The organism is Amaricoccus sp., assembly GCF_036846665.1.
In the GTDB taxonomy this organism is placed as follows: Bacteria; Pseudomonadota; Alphaproteobacteria; order Rhodobacterales; family Rhodobacteraceae; genus Amaricoccus.
On the sequence record NZ_DAIUBO010000001.1, the window covers coordinates 17252 to 31818 of the forward strand.

Sequence of the window (14567 nt, forward strand, 5' to 3'; positions counted from 1 at the left end):
GGGGATCTGGAAAAATGCGCGATGGGTCCCCCTATGACGCTTAAGTTCTAGCAGCACTCGTCACAGGCACGGGTGGATTCGACCTTGGCGCTTTCGAGGCCCGAGGCCGGGCAGCGATCGAATACAATCCAGCTCCTGCCGGAAACGTAGCCGGGAAACCGGCTGCCGTTGCGCACGTAAACAACGGGACGGGTCCAGCCCGACCCGTCCCTCATTTCTCGCAGCTCGCCGCGCCAGGCAATCGAGAATCCTTCGGAGATCAACTCCGATCGATCGAATACGGACGCACCACCAAGTTCGAAGCTGTAGTCGTGGGCCATTGTAGAATCCTCTATGTCGCTATGTATGCGAAAGAATAGCGCCATAGTGCGGCGTGTATCAAGCTATATTTCACAAAAAAAGCAAAACATCAAAGAATCACGTTTCCCGTGATCTTCAACTATAGTTGGAATCCCATCACCAAGCGCGCGAGATAGAAAATAATGCAAGTTCGAGTCTCTGCCGGGAGACTGAAAAGTTGCAGTGCCAGTCAAAATATCCTTTATGACTCTTGACACTAGGTGCCGGCCGCCCGCACCACTGATCTATGTTAAGATATTGCTTCGTCTGCAGATCGCTCTGGACGCTCACTTTGCGTCCACCCTTCAGACCAGCTGCCGATTCGCGATGGATCCAATCGACCTCGGGTCGTGTCCCGGCTGATGGTGTAGAAGGCCGCGCACTTGGCTCCCGGCGTAGCCTAGCGCGCGGCCGGCGCCTGAAGATCTTCCACGCCGATGAACTCCGGCGGACGGACGCGGGCGCGTGATCAGTCGATGACGTTGTAGCCGCCGTCGATGTAGAGCACCTGGCCGGTCATCAGGCGGGCGGCGTCGTGGGCGAGGAAGGCGCAGGCGGCGCCGACGTCGTCGATGTCTACCAGCGCGCGGGCCGGGGCCTTTCCCCTGGCCTTCTCGAGCAGCTCGTCGAACTCGGGGATTCCGGAGGCGGCGCGGGTGGCCAGCGGGCCGGGGGAAATGGCGTGCACGCGGATGCCCTTGGGGCCGAGCTCGGCGGCGATGTAGCGGACGGCGGATTCGAGCGCGGCCTTGGCGACGCCCATGACGTTGTAGTTCTCCACCACCTTCTCGGAGCCGTAGTAGGTCATGGTGAAGAGCGTGCCGCCGTCCCGCATCAGGGGCTCGGCGAGATGGGCCATGCGCATGAAGGACCAGACCGAGACGTCCATGGTCACCTGGAAGCCCTGGCGCGGGACGTCGGTGACGCGGCCGCCGAGGGCCTCCCTGGTCGAGAAGGCGATCGAATGGACGAGGAAGTCAAGCTTGCCCCATTCGGCCGATATCCGCTCGAAGACAGCCTCGAGCTGGCCCTCGGCCATAACATCCATCGGCATGAAGATCGCGGCCTCGACCTCGCGGGCGAGCGGCTCGACATGCGGCTTCGCCTTCTCATTGAGGTAGGTGATCGCCAGCTCGGCGCCGAGGGCGCGAAAGGCGCGGGCGCAGCCCCAGGCGATCGAGCGGTCGTTGGCGATGCCGACGATCAGGCCCTTCTTGCCGTCGAGCAGCTTCGCCTTCACTTGGGGCAGGGTCATCGGGCGCCTCCTGTCAGCGCGAGGGTGTGGCGGGCGATCATTAGCTCCTCGTCGGTCGGGATGACGAGCAGGGCGATGCGGCTGGCGGGCGCCGAAATGCGGGTCGCGCCGGCCTCGTTGGCCTCCGGGTCCAGCTCCGCGCCGAGCCAGGCGAGGCGTTCGGCGATGCGGGTGCGGATGGGGGCGGCATGCTCGCCGATGCCGGCGGTGAAGACGAAGCCGTCGAGGCCGCCGAGGGCGGCGGTGAGCGCGCCGGCGTGGAGCGCGCAGCGATGGACGAAATGGTCGATGGCGAAGGCCGCCGCCGGGTCGTCGCTCGCCATGAGGTCGCGCATGTCGTTCGAGACGCCCGAGAGACCCTTGAGGCCCGAACCGTTGTAGAGGAGCCGGGTGACCTCCGCGGGTGCCATGCCCCTTTCTTCGATCAGGTGCAGGACCACGCCCGGGTCGAGCTGGCCCGGACGGCTGCCCATCGGCAGACCGTCCAGCGCGGTGAAGCCCATCGTGCTCTCGACGCTGCGGCCGCCGGCGATCGCGCACATCGAGGCGCCGCTGCCGAGGTGGGCGACGATCACGCGGCCCGCGGCGAGCTCCGGCGCGACGGCGCGAAGGCGGTCGGCGATGTACTCGTAGCTGAGGCCGTGGAAGCCGTAGCGGCGGATGCCCTCGTCGTAGAGCGCGCGCGGCAGCGCGTAGCAATCGGCATAGGCCTGGTGCCCTCGGTGGAAGGCGGTGTCGAAGCAGGCGACCTGCGGCACGTCCTGGTCGATCGCCATCGCGCGGCGGATCGGCGCAAGGTTGTTCGGCTGGTGCAGGGGCGCAAGGGACTGGTAGCGGGCGAGGCGGCCGAGGATCGCCTCGTCGATCAGAACCGGGTGGGCGAATTCCGGGCCGCCGTGGACGACGCGATGGCCGATGGCGCGAAGCTTCAGCCCTTCGAGGCTGCGCAGCCAGTCACCGGTCTCGGCGATGGCCGTGGGCAGGTCGTGGACCTCCGCGGGCTCGTAGCTGCGGTCGACGAGGAGGGTGCCGGAACCGTCGGCGGCGCGCAGGCGGGGCCGCACCCCGATGCCGTCGAGCTGGCCGCGCAGCCGCCGCTCGAGCCCCCCGCCGACAATCTCGAAGACCTGGACCTTGAGGCTCGAGGATCCGGCGTTGACGACGAGGATGGCGTCCATCAGGCGGCGGAGACGGCGGTCGTGGCGCGGCGGGCGTTGGCGTAGAGCGCCGCGACGGCACAGGAGGCGAGGCGGGTACGAACGCTGTCGGCCCGCGAGGTCAGCACGATCGGGACACGCGCGCCGAGCACGATGCCGGCGGCGTCGGCATGCGCGAGGAAGGTCAGGTTCTTGGCCAGCATGTTGCCGGCCTCGAGGTCAGGCACGACGAGGATCTGGCCGTGGCCGGCGACCGGCCCGCCGATGCCCTTGATGCGCGCCGCCTCCGGGTCGATGGCGTTGTCGAAGGCGAGCGGTCCGTCGAGAAGGCCGCCGGTGATTTGCCCGCGCTCGGCCATCTTGCAGAGCGCGGCGGCCTCGATCGTCGAGGGAATCTTGGTCGTCACCGTCTCGACGGCGGAGAGGATCGCGACCCTGGGCGTGCCGAGGCCGATGCCCCTCCAGAGGTCGATGGCGTTCTGAACGATGTCGCGCTTGGTGTCGAGGTCGGGGAAGATGTTGATCGCCGCGTCGGTGATGAAGAGCGTCTCCGCATGGCCGGGCACGTCCATGATGAAGACGTGGCTGATCCTCCGCTCGGTTCGCAACCCGGTGGCCGAGGAGGTCACCTCGCGCATCAGCTCGTCGGTGTGGAGGCTCCCCTTCATCAGGAGCTCGCCCCGGCCCTCGCGGATCAGCGCAACCGCCTGTGCTGCGGCGGCATGGCTGTGCGGCGCGTCGACGATCTGCCGGCCCGCGAGGTCGATGCCGTGCTCGGCCGCGAGGCTCCGGATCCTCGGCTCCGGGCCGACCAGAACCGGGTCGATCAGCTGCTCGGCCGCCGCCTCCATGGCGCCGCGCAGCGAGGTCTCGTCGCAGGGATGCGCGACGATCGTCGCCGCCGGCGTGCCGTCGCGCCCGGCGGCGATCAGGCGTTCGTACTTGTCGCTCCGCTCGACCACGGCTCAGGACGCCTTGCGGCTCGTCACGAGCTCCGGGCCGAGGCCGAAGAGCGCCGCTACCCGGCGCAGCCGCTCGGACGGTCCTTCGCCGGGAGCACCGCTGGCCTCGACGACGCCGCGGAGCGCGGCCAGCGCCTGCCGCCGCTCGTCGAGCGATTCCGGCAGGAGCCCCGGAATTGCCGCGAGCGCCGCCTCCTCGTCCAGGACGAGCATCAGGAACTGCTCGCGGACCAGCGTCTTGAAGTCGGCCAGGGTCATCTGACGATGCGCCGGGTGGGCGTCACGTATCCGGGTGATCGCCGCGAAGCCACGCTCGTCCACGGCATTGCGGGCCATGCCGACCCAGATGAGCGCCCGTATCAGCGCCTCGCGCAGGCCGCCGCAGGTCATCCCTTCATGGAGCGCCGCGATCCGGCGCTCCACCAGGGCCTCGTGCAGCTTGCTGTGCGCCGCCTTGCGGGGGCGCTGCGACGACGTCGTGTCGGTCCCCAGCGCCGCCTGCAGCGCCGGCGTGCCGTAGACCGCGTGGAAGGTGTCCTCGGCGGCCCGTTCCATCGCCCTGCGCCAGGCGTCGAGGCTCTCGACGATCGCCTTCGAGGCGATGCTTTGCGCGGCGACGAGCGGGTTCCCTGGGTCGGCCGGCCGGCGGCGGTCGCGGACCCGCTCGGCCTCGGTCGCTACCCAGCCCATCCACGGGTTCCGCGGCCCGAAGATCTCGTAGGAAAGGCGCAGCGGGTGCATCCGGCGCATGGCTTCGGCGATCGGCGGCGAAGTCACGGCACGGACCGCGGGCTGGGCGAAGGTCCGGTAGAGGGCGAGGTTGATCTCCGAGAGACGCGCAGCGGCCTCGAACTTGCGCTCGTCGGCCAGGTCGTTGCCGCCGAGCGCGCGGATGTCGTCGAGGCTGCGGGCCTCGCAGCGCATGACCCATTCGCCCGTGACGAGCTCAGGATTGTCGACCGCCGCGCCCTTCGGGGTCAGCACCGCCTCGTAGAGGCCCGGCGGCAGCACGTCGATCAGGTCGATGTTCGATGCGAATTCCTCGTGCTCCTTCCGGGCGACGCCGCCGGAAACGAAGATGCCGAGATGGCCCACGTGCTCGTGGACCGTATAGACGATGGTCTGGCCCCAGGCGCGGATGTCGTCGACGCTGTCGTAGAGGTCGAGGATCCAGTCGAGCGCCTGGCTCGGCGGCGTGATGTTGTCGCCTTTCGAGCAGAAGACGACGATCGGCGAACGGACCCCTCGCAGGTCGATCGCGGTGCCGTCGGCGGTGCGGATCTCGCCCGAGGCGAGGCGGTTGCCGACGAAGAGCTCGTCGACGATCCACTGCTTCTCCTCCGCGTTCAGCGTGACATGACCGCCCCACCATTTCTCGAACTCGAGGTAGCGCTCGGGCTCGGTGTCGATCTTCGACCAGAGGTTGTATTGCTTGGTCCAGAGCGTGTTGGCGGGGTTCTGGTTCTCGAAATTCTGCACCAGCGCCGCGCCGTCGAAGATGCCGGCGCCGAGGTCGCCCGCGAGCGCGGTCAGCCAGGAGCCGCCGAGCAGGCCGCCGGTGTAGCGCATCGGGTTCTCGCCGCGCACGCCCGCCCAGTAGGAGAGCGGGGTTCCGGCGATGATGACCGGGCCGAAGAGCTCGGGACGGAGCGCGGCGACGATCATCACCGCCCAGCCGGCCTGGCAATTGCCGATGACGCAGGGCCTGCCCTGGGCCTCCGGGTGGCGGGCGATGACGGCCTCGAGGAAGGAGGCCTCGGCGGTGGCGATGTCGAGGATGGTCTGGCCGGGCACCGGCTCGGGCAGGAAGCCGACGAAATAGACCGGGTGGCCCGCCTGCATCGCCACGCCGATCTCGCTGTCGGCCTTGAAGCCGCCGATGCCGGGGCCGTGGCCGGCGCGGGGGTCGACGACGACGAATGGGCGTTTCCTCGGGTCGATCGTGACGCCCCCGGGCGGGACGATGCGGGCGAGAAGGTAGTTGACGGGCTTCGCCAGGCTGCGGCCGTCGAGGACGAGCTCGGCCCTGTAGTCGAGCACGTTCGGGGCGAGCTCGGCAGCGTGGGCCTCGTATTGTGCGGCGCGCTGGCGCATGACATCGAGGAAGAGGATCGAGCGTTGCCAGGCGTCGGTCAGGTATTCCGCGGCAGCTGCCGGGCTGGGAAGTCGCGGAATCTCGCGCTCGGCCATGATGCACCCCCCTCGGATTCAGGGCTGGCTAACGGGGATCGCTGTGCAGGTGCGAAGGCCGGACGTCAAGTGCGTTCTTGGGTACGCTACCGTATGTAACATTCGCCTTCTGCCCCTTGTCTGGTAGAAGGTGCGCGGGACTTCTGACGCGAGGGGAGACTGTTTTCATGAGCGACAAGATCGATCCGACGGCGGCGCCGATCTCGGCGGACGAACTGCGCATGTCCATCCTCAGGAAGGAACTGGATAAGATGGACGTCGAGCGGAAGGCACGGGAGGCGGAGCAGAAGAAGCTCACCGCATTCACGGACGACTTCCTGCACAAGCACGTCACCGAGGACGAGATCGCCATGGTGCGGCGGCTGGTCTCGAACGCGGTGAAGGACGGCAAGATGGAGGCGATGGTCTACAGCTTCCCCTCGAGCCTCTGCACCGACGGCGGGCGGGCGATCAACAGCAACGATCCGCGCTGGCCGGAGACGCTGCAGGGCAAGGCGAAGGAATTCTACGATCGCTATCAGGAGCTTGGCAAACCAGGTGGCTACAGGCTGAAGGCGATGGTCATCAACTTCCCCGGCGGCATGCCCGGCGACATCGGCTTCTTCCTGAACTGGGCGCCGCCGGCGGTTTGAGGGCGGGGCCGAGGCGTGCCCGGGCGCGGTCCGGGCACGCGTGCCTGGCGGCCTATCTCCTTGTAAGTAATGGCGTTTCCGGATCGTGTTCAGCCATTCTTAACCGTTGCCGATGCCCATCGGAAGGATGCGACGGCAGATCCCTTCACGTCTCGGAGGCAAAGGCGGGAAGCCGTTGCGCCAGCGTGACACGTACCAAGCATCGCGGCATGCGGCCACCAGTATCAGAAGACGCTCGGGACCGCGTTCCGCGCGGTCCGGTCGGGCGCGTAGCCATCGGGCTTCTTCTGACGCTTGCCGAGCTTGGGCGCGTCGAACACGATCCTCTCGTAGGGGATCTGCTGGAGGAGGTGGGTGAGGCAGTTGATGCGCGCCGCCTTCTTGTCGTTGGAATCCACGATCCACCAGGGCGCGTGCGGCGTGTCGGTCGCGCGGACCATCTCGTCGTAGGCCTTCGTATAGTCCCACCAGCGGCGGTAGCTCTCCACATCCATCGGCGAGAGCTTCCACTGCCGCAAGGGATCGTCGATGCGCTGGCGGAAGCGCCGCTCCTGCTCCTCCTCGCTCACGTCGAGGAAATACTTGAGCAGGAGGATGCCGTTCTCGACGATCACCTTCTCCGCCGCCGGGACCAGTTCCAGGAACCTCTTCACGCGGTCCTCGGGCGTGAAGCCCATCACCCGCTCCACGCCGGGGCGGTTGTACCAGGAGCGGTCGAAGATCACCACCTCGCCGGCGGCGGGAAGCTGGGCCATGTAGCGCTGGAAATACATCTGGGTCTTCTCGCGGTCGCTCGGCGCCGGCAGCGCGACGACGCGGAAGACGCGCGGGCTGACCCGCTCGACGAAGCGCTTGATCATGCCGCCCTTGCCGGCGGCGTCGCGGCCCTCGAAGACGATGACGATGCGCGCGCCCGTCGCCTTCACCCAGGCCTGCAGATGCGAGATCTCCACCTGCAGGCGGGCGAGCTCCGCCTCATAGGCCCTGTTGCGCGCCTTCTTCGCTGCCTTCGGATCCGGCCTTGAAGGCGCATCGGCGACCTTTTCCTTCTTGTGCTTCTTGCTCACGGGATTCCTCCGGGGTTGGCGCCGCCCGCCCCGAAGGCGCGCAGCGCATCGTCGAGATCGTCGAAGATCAGGTCGGGGCCGATGGCGGCCAGAAGCCCGGCGCGGTCGAGCAGGCCCGCGACGTTGGCGTGCAGCTCCGCCAGGCCGAGGCGGACGCCACGGTCCGCGAGGTCGGCGCGGACCTCCTCGAGCATGGCGGCGGCCGTCGAATCGATCTGGGTGATGGCGCTGGCGTCGATCACGAACCAGCGGTTGTCCCCCGGCATGGCATCGGCGATGGCGAGGAGCCGCGCCTGGATGTGGTCGGCGTTGAAGAAGAGCACGTCGCCCTCGATCAGCGCGATGGTGAGCCCCGGGACCGGGCGGGCGTCAGCGCGGCGGTGAAGCTTGTAGAAGCCGTCGCGGCCCGGAATGCGCCCGAGCAACGCATCGCGCGGTCGCATCATCTGGTGCAGGAGGTAGGCGAAGGTGGCGCCGATGGCGATCAGCACGCCGTTGAGCACGCCGAGGGTGATGGGCGCCACGAGCGCGATCATCGCGAAGACGAACTCGATGCGGCTGATGCGCCAGACCTCGCGCAGCGCGGGGACGTCGATCAGGCTGACCGCAGCAGCGATCAGGATGGCGCCGAGGGCAGGGATCGGCAGGATCGCCAGCGCGGGCCGCAGGTAGAGGATGGTGAGCAGCAGCGCCGCGGCGGCGACGACGCCGGCGATTTGGGAACGGCCGCCGACGCTGGCGTTGATGGCGGTGCGCGAGTCCGAGGCGGTGACCGGGAAGGCGGAGAACAGGCCCGCGGCGATGTTGGCGGCGCCGAAGCCGAGCATCTCGCGGTTGGCGTCGACCGGATAGCCGCCGCGCTGGCCGAAGCTACGCGCCGTGACGATGCCGGCGGCGAAGCTGACAAGAAAGATGGCGAGCGCGCCCAGGAGCAGCCGGTCGGGGGACGCGCCGCCACCGGTCGGCAGCGCGAGCGCGGGGACCCCGGACGGGATCTGTCCGACGGTGGCGATACCCCGGGCGGGCAGGTCGAGAAGCGCGGACAGGGCAACGGCGAGGACCACGACGATGACCGGCCCCGGGACGGGCACCCGCCGCAGGCGGGCGCCCTGGAGGACGGCGAACATCGCCGCGGCCAGCGCCAGCGAAGGCCAGTGGATGAGCTGGGCCTTGCGGACGAGGTCGATGAACGGCGCGATCAGGCCGTCGGAGCTTATCGGCGCACCGGTGATGCGCTTGAGCTGGCCGGTGATGATCGAGAGCGAGATGCCGGCGAAGAAGCCGACGAGGATCGGGCGCGAGAGGAAGGTCGAGAGCACCCCGAAGCCGAGCGCCCGCCCGCCGAGATAGAGGCCACCGACGATCAGCCCCAGCATGGCCGCCACGCCCGCTCGGTCGGCATCGGCGAGGCCCGGGATGGTGGCGAGGACCGCGGCCATCACCGTGACCGTCGCCGCGTCCGGGCCGACGATAAGCTGCCGCGACGGGCCGAAGACGGCGTAGGCGACCAGTGGCGCGATCGAGGCGTAGAGGCCGGTCTGCGGCGGCAGGCCGGCGATCGCCGGGTAGGCGATGGCGGTGGGCAGGCCCACCGCGGCGATGGCGAGGCCGGCGGCGACGTCGCCCTTGATCCAGCCCGGGCGGTAGCCGGCGAGGCTCGCCAGCACCGGCCGGGTGGACGGGGCGTCGCCCGCGCTCATCAGTGGCCGCCGGAGAGCACCAGCGTGCGCACCGGCAGGATCAGCGCCTGCAGCCGCAGGAGCGCGGCATGCACGAGGCCGGTGGCGTCGATGGCGTGGAGCACGAAGGCGTGGAGGGCGCCGATGTCGGGGTCCTGCAGCGCGTCGTGGTTCGAGGTATAGGCATTGGCGGTGCAGGAGGCGCCCTGGGGCAGCCGGTCGAGCCCGCCCTCGTAGAGCGGCTCCATGATCACGGTGATCGTGCCGGGCTGGACGAAGGCGGCGACGTCCTGGAGCTGGTCGGTCGGGCGGATCTGGCCCGCGGCGATCACGTCCTGCACCTCCGTGACGACGACGGGGATCACCGTGAAGGGCACCGCCGGGCAGGCGACCTCGCCGACCATGCCGACCTTGAGCACCTGCGCCTCGATCTGGCCGAAGCCGGCGGCGAGGCCGGTGACGCGGCGGTCGGGGACGAGGATGCCGGCCGGGCGCAGCATCGGGTTGACCACGTCCCCGGGGCGCAGCGCGAATTGCTGGACGATGCCGTCCGTGCCGGCGACGACTGTCGCCTTGGAGCGCGCCACCTCGGCCTCGGCGAGCGCCGCCTCCGCGCTGGCCCGCTGCGCCGGCAGGGCGAAGTCGAGCTGGGACTGGACGGCGGCCTTGCCGGCGACGGCGGCGTCGACCGCGCCCTGGGCGGTGTCGACCGCGACCTGCGCCCGGTCGACCTCGCGCTGGGAGATGGCGTCGGGGTTGCGCTGCATCAGCTCGGCGCGGGTCTCGTACTCGTCCTGGGCCTGCCTGAGCGAACCGCGGGCCTGCCGGATGCGGCCTTCGGCCTCGGCGAGCTGCGACTGCGCCACGGTCATCGCCGCGTCGACCTCTGCGATCCGGCGCCGCGCCGTCTCGATCTCCGCCTCCTGCTCGGCGGTGTCGAGCCGGAAGAGCGGCTGGCCCTCGGCGACATGCTGGTTGATGTCGACGAAGGTCTCCGCCACCCGGCCGTTCGATTCCGGCAGGATCGTCACGGTGCGGAACACCGAGACCGCGCTCGAGGTCGAGGGATGGAAATAGAAGATGGTGGTGATGAGCGAGACCGTCAGGATCACGCAGAAGGTGATGCCCCACCTGAGTTCGTACCAGACGGAGAAGAGCGTGATCTCGCGGCCGATGCGCTTGCTCTGGGCATAGCGGCGGTAGAGGTAGTCCGGCAGCACGGTGATCGCGGAGCAGAGCAGGAGCTCGAACATCTCAGGCCTCCGCCTCCGGCGCCGCCGCCGGCCGGATCGGCCCGTGCCGCGGGGCCCCGGCATCGTCCGAGAGCAGGTCGTTCCAGAGCGACGGCGGCTCGCGCGACCTGTCGCGGCCCGAGAGCTTTTCGAGCGAGAGCGCGATCGAATTCATCGGGGTCGAGAAATTCGGCAGCTCGACCAGCGCCAGAAGCAGCGCCGCGATCCAGAAGACCGCATTGTGGGTGAAGAGCGCGAGCAGCGCGAGCACCGCGACGAACTGGAGCTGCACCTTGTTGGTGCGATGCGCCATATGCTCGGGCAGCGCGTGAAGCTTGAGATAGACCAGCCCGACCGAGACCACCGCGGCGATCAGGAAGACCAGCATCACCGTCATCAGCCAGTCGGACTGGCCGGGGCCGGTGATGAAGGGCGGCAGGTGCGGCGGCGCCGCGGGGTTCATCGGGGGGTGGTCCATCAGGGTGCTCCGGATGCAGACGTCCGTTCGCTGGTGCCGAGCCGCGTCCAGGCGACCACGAGTTCGTAGAAGACCGAAAGCACCACCGGACCGAGGAAGAGCCCGATCAGGCCGTGCGTCAAGGTGCCACCGATCACGCCGGTCAGAATGACGAGCATCGGCGTGGTCAGGCCGCGCGCCATCAGGATCGGCTTCAGCACGTTGTCGACAAGGCCGACCGGAACGAGCAGCAGGGTCAGGATCAGGGAAAAGCCCGTCGGGTAGCTCAGCCAGATCCAGACGAGCACCGGCAGAAGAATCGGAGCGGCACCGATCTGCACGATGCAGAGCAGGAGGATGCCAAAGGCGATCAGACCGGCGCCGGGAATGCCGGCGACATAGAGGATGATGCCGGCGAGCAGCGCCTGCAGCAACGCGACGCCGATGACCCCGCGCGAAACGTTGCGGATGGTGGCGCCGGCGAGGTCGACGAAATGCGCACCGCGCGGAGCGATGAGCCGCCCGGCGAAGGCCCGGGCGCCGGCGGCCAGACGCGGGCCAGGCAGGAAGAGGAAACCGGCGATGACGACCGAGACGACGAACTTCAGGACATCGGCGCTGATCCCGGCCACCTTGGCGAGGAGCGTGCCGCCGGCGGGCAGCACGGCGGGACCGTAGCGATGCACGGCGTCGTCAAAGTTGGTGGCGGCGAGGTTCCAGACCTCGTCGATCTGTTCCCCCAGAATGGGCCACTCGGCAACCTCGGTCGGCGGCGGCGGAACCCTCAGCGTTCCGGAGTGGAGGCCGGAGGCGAGCCACTGGACAGACTCGGCGAGGCTCGCGGCAAGCACGCTGACAGGGCCGAGCACGGTCGCGAGCGCGATCAGGGTGAGGACGGTCGCCGCGAGCCCGCGCCGGTCGCCGAGCCGGCGGGCGATCCAGGCGTAGCTCGGGTAGAGCGCCACCGCGAGCAGGATCGCCCAGATGACGATCGGCAGGAACGGGCGCACCAGTTCCAGCGACCACCACGCGAAGAGGCCGAGGAAAGCGAGGCGGACGACGAAGTCCGTTGCGCCGGCCTCTAGGCGGTCCTTTTCGATCCGTAGCCTGCGCCGGGCCTGTCCGCTGCTCATCCCGACACCGAAAGCCCCGCTTTCCGGAGACCGGCCAGAAGCAGGTCAACGAGCCCGGGGGCGACGTGGCGGCCTTCCAGATCGGCCGCCGCATGGGCCCCGTAGTCGGGGTCGATCCCCCGGAGCGCGGCGACGGCATCCGCCGCCTCGTCGTCGCGACCGAGCGCCGCGGCAGCGACGGCCACGGAAAGGTGCCCATAAACCACACTGGGCGCATTTATCCGGCGGGCCTCCGCCAGGGCCTCGGCGTGGCGGCCCTGGGCGAAGTGGTAGAGGAAGAGGCCGACGCGGTAAGTGCCGGGCTGCGCCGGATTGGCGGCATAGGATTCCTCCAGAAGCGGCACCGCCTCGTTCCACCGGGCAAGCATGGCGTAGCGCTGCCCGAGGTCGGCGAGGATTGTGGTGTCGTTGGGGTTGAGCGCCCGGCCGGCCTCGAGCGCGTCGAGCGAACCGGCGACATCCCCGGCGAACCAGCGGGCGACTCCGAGCGCATAATGCGCCCAGCTCGAACTGGGTGCGAGCTCGATCGCATGGGCGGCGAGATCGAGGGCGCGGCCAAGCAGGTCCGGATCGGGGCTCCTGACCGGATGCCGGAAGCGGAAGGCATTGGAATAGAGCAGCGAGAGGCAGGCATTCGCCTCCGCATAGCCCGGCTCGGCCGCCACCGCGCGCTCGAGGGCGAGACGCACGGCCTCGATCATCTCGCGATCGAAGGTCCGCCAATAGGCATAGAAGAGCTGGACCGCGGCATAACTGCCAAGCGTCTCCGGGACCGCGCCGTCGGCATCGCGCGCTCGGTGGCGCTGGATCGCCCCGTACGGCTGCCCGAGCGCCCGGACGACGCTGTCCGCGACCTCGTTGCGCAGCGCAATGATGTCGGATGGATGGAGCCGCCGCTCGTAGGTCTCGGCCCAAATGGCACGCCCGCTCGCCGACTCGACCAGGAGAACGTCGACCTCGAACCCGTCCGACCTCAGCGACGTCTGTCCGGTGACGAGATAGTCGGCGGCGAGATCCCGTCGCGCCGCATTCGGTTCGACGTCAGCCGGGTGGCGCAGCGCCGTCTCCGCGCCGAAGACCCGCAGGCCCGTGAAGCGGGTGAGCCCAATGATCAGCGACCGGGTGAAGCCGCGGGTGAAGGTCGGGAAGGAAGAATGATCTCCCTCCTCCTCGAAGGCGGTGACCAGCACCCGGGGAGGACCGGTCGCCACTCGCGGGAGCCGCACCGGCTCGCCGCTCTCGAAGACGGGCGCGTAGCCGCCTCGCGGGATGTCGATGCGGAGGCGGCTGCTTCGGCCATCGGTCAGGTAGTAGCGCTCGAGCGAGCGCCGGAGGCGGCCGGCCTCGATGCGGACGATCGAATCGAGCTGCGGGTCGAATGTCGTGTCGCGCCCGAAGACCTCGGTTGCGATCGCATAGGCCTTGATCCGGTGGCTTCGTCCGGCGAGCGCCTCTCCGACGACGTAGGTCAGGAATGCACGGTTGCGGTCGCTGGCATCGAACTGCTGCGAGGCGAGAATGCGGCGCAACTCCGCCCGGACGGCGCCGGTCGATACCGCCTGCTCCTCCTGCGCCATGATCCGGCCGCCGTGTCCACTCCGCCATCGGACGGAAGAATGCCACAGGTGCCGCAGCTTCGAAACCGGAAGGGGCACGTTGTAGACAGTTACGTACTTGGGGCGGCTCGCTCGCGGCCCCGATCGCGAGGCGATCCTGCCTTCTCGACTGGACGGGAACGACGCAACGCGCGGCGCCGGCTTATTTCTGCGATGCTGCAACAACCCGGACTTCTCCGCAATACCCGTCTTCCGACCGGCCATTCCGCCCGGATCTGGCCGAGTCTGGTCGGTCCCGCACACTGCCCGAACCGAGCGGGGTCGGAAAGCCCGTAGCTAACGGTAACGTACTTCGCAGCATCGTGAGCGGCGCGCAGCCTTCCGGCTGTCGTCTCTGCTCGGGGTGATGCAATGGCAGACGCCGATCCCGCACAGACGGGCCTGACACAGGCAGTGACGCGCTTTCCGGCCGCGGCGGCGGCACTGCTCCGACTGGCGGGGAAGGATCCGCGGTTTCGCGAGATCTGCGAGGAATACGGGCTCGCACAGCAGAGCCTCGCCAGGTTCGAGGCGCGGCCCGACGCCGCCCAGCGGCCCGAAATCGGCGACTACCGCGTGCTGATCGCCGAGATCGAAGACGAGATCGGCAGGTTCCTGAAGGCGGCCGGGCAGAGCCGCTGACGATATCGCGCCGGGGGCACCCGACAACTATCGGGCGGCCCGGGCGGCGTTGAGGAGGGGCGCCGGGGGGGCGGCGCGTTGTGCCGGCCGGGGAATGCTGCTAGATCTCCGCCGTCGATGCGGGCGTCGGGGCGGCGCCTTGCCCGAGTGGCGGAATTGGTAGACGCAGCGGATTCAAAATCCGCCGCCGCAAGGCTTGCCGGTTCGAGTCCGGCCTCGGGTACCAG

Annotated in this window: 13 protein-coding genes and 1 tRNA gene; 3 read left to right on the forward strand and 11 right to left on the reverse strand. The window is 69.0% G+C overall.

Annotation, left to right across the window (positions count from 1 at the left end; all coding sequences use genetic code 11):
- Positions 1-47 precede the first annotated feature (47 nt).
- From V7050_RS00085 to V7050_RS00105, 5 genes are all read right to left on the reverse strand, one after another.
- Positions 48-320, reverse strand: coding sequence for a hypothetical protein (locus tag V7050_RS00085; protein ID WP_324364602.1), 273 nt, complete (start codon positions 318-320; stop codon positions 48-50).
- A gap of 488 nt (positions 321-808) precedes the next feature.
- Positions 809-1567, reverse strand: a complete 759-nt coding sequence (gene fabI, locus V7050_RS00090) for an enoyl-ACP reductase FabI (protein WP_442885306.1) — start codon at positions 1565-1567, stop codon at positions 809-811.
- 23 nt (positions 1568-1590) lie between these two features.
- Positions 1591-2772, reverse strand: a complete 1182-nt coding sequence (locus V7050_RS00095) for an acetate/propionate family kinase (RefSeq protein ID WP_324364598.1) — start codon at positions 2770-2772, stop codon at positions 1591-1593.
- Positions 2772-3713: a phosphate acetyltransferase gene (locus tag V7050_RS00100; RefSeq protein ID WP_442885301.1), complete on the reverse strand. Its 942-nt coding sequence runs from the start codon at positions 3711-3713 to the stop codon at positions 2772-2774. Before V7050_RS00100 ends, V7050_RS00095 begins: the two co-directional genes overlap by 1 nt.
- Before the next feature lie 3 nt (positions 3714-3716).
- Positions 3717-5903: a DUF3141 domain-containing protein gene (locus V7050_RS00105; RefSeq protein ID WP_324410157.1), complete on the reverse strand. Its 2187-nt coding sequence runs from the start codon at positions 5901-5903 to the stop codon at positions 3717-3719.
- A gap of 167 nt (positions 5904-6070) precedes the next feature.
- On the opposite strand from V7050_RS00105, the gene V7050_RS00110 reads away from it, so the two are divergent.
- A complete protein-coding gene (locus V7050_RS00110) occupies positions 6071-6535 on the forward strand; it encodes a hypothetical protein (RefSeq protein WP_324364594.1) in 465 nt (154 codons plus the stop codon).
- 224 nt (positions 6536-6759) lie between these two features.
- Here the strand turns inward: V7050_RS00110 and ppk2 are convergent, their stop codons facing one another.
- From ppk2 to V7050_RS00140, 6 genes are read right to left on the reverse strand one after another with little or no spacing between them, the layout of a single operon-like run.
- Complete coding sequence (gene ppk2, locus V7050_RS00115; protein ID WP_324364592.1) at positions 6760-7602, reverse strand: polyphosphate kinase 2; 843 nt, start codon at positions 7600-7602, stop codon at positions 6760-6762.
- Entirely contained in the window at positions 7599-9302 is a 1704-nt protein-coding gene (locus V7050_RS00120) for a SulP family inorganic anion transporter (RefSeq protein ID WP_324364590.1), read from the reverse strand. The genes ppk2 and V7050_RS00120 overlap by 4 nt, the downstream gene beginning before the upstream one ends.
- Positions 9302-10534 carry an HlyD family secretion protein gene (locus V7050_RS00125; RefSeq protein ID WP_324364588.1) on the reverse strand — a complete coding sequence of 411 codons (1233 nt, stop codon included), beginning with the start codon at positions 10532-10534 and terminating at the stop codon, positions 9302-9304. The genes V7050_RS00120 and V7050_RS00125 overlap by 1 nt, the downstream gene beginning before the upstream one ends.
- A 1-nt stretch (position 10535) precedes the next feature.
- A complete protein-coding gene (locus V7050_RS00130) occupies positions 10536-10991 on the reverse strand; it encodes a hypothetical protein (RefSeq protein ID WP_324364586.1) in 456 nt (151 codons plus the stop codon).
- Entirely contained in the window at positions 10991-12103 is a 1113-nt protein-coding gene (locus V7050_RS00135) for an AI-2E family transporter (protein ID WP_324364584.1), read from the reverse strand. Before V7050_RS00135 ends, V7050_RS00130 begins: the two co-directional genes overlap by 1 nt.
- Entirely contained in the window at positions 12100-13680 is a 1581-nt protein-coding gene (locus tag V7050_RS00140) for a tetratricopeptide repeat protein (protein WP_324364582.1), read from the reverse strand. Before V7050_RS00140 ends, V7050_RS00135 begins: the two co-directional genes overlap by 4 nt.
- A 432-nt stretch (positions 13681-14112) precedes the next feature.
- Between V7050_RS00140 and V7050_RS00145 the strand changes: the two genes are divergently transcribed.
- Both V7050_RS00145 and V7050_RS00150 read left to right on the forward strand, forming a co-directional pair.
- Complete coding sequence (locus V7050_RS00145) at positions 14113-14340, forward strand: hypothetical protein (RefSeq protein WP_324410159.1); 228 nt, start codon at positions 14113-14115, stop codon at positions 14338-14340.
- Positions 14341-14481: 141 nt separating this feature from the next.
- Positions 14482-14566: transfer RNA gene (locus tag V7050_RS00150), tRNA-Leu, on the forward strand.
- Position 14567 lies beyond the last annotated feature (1 nt).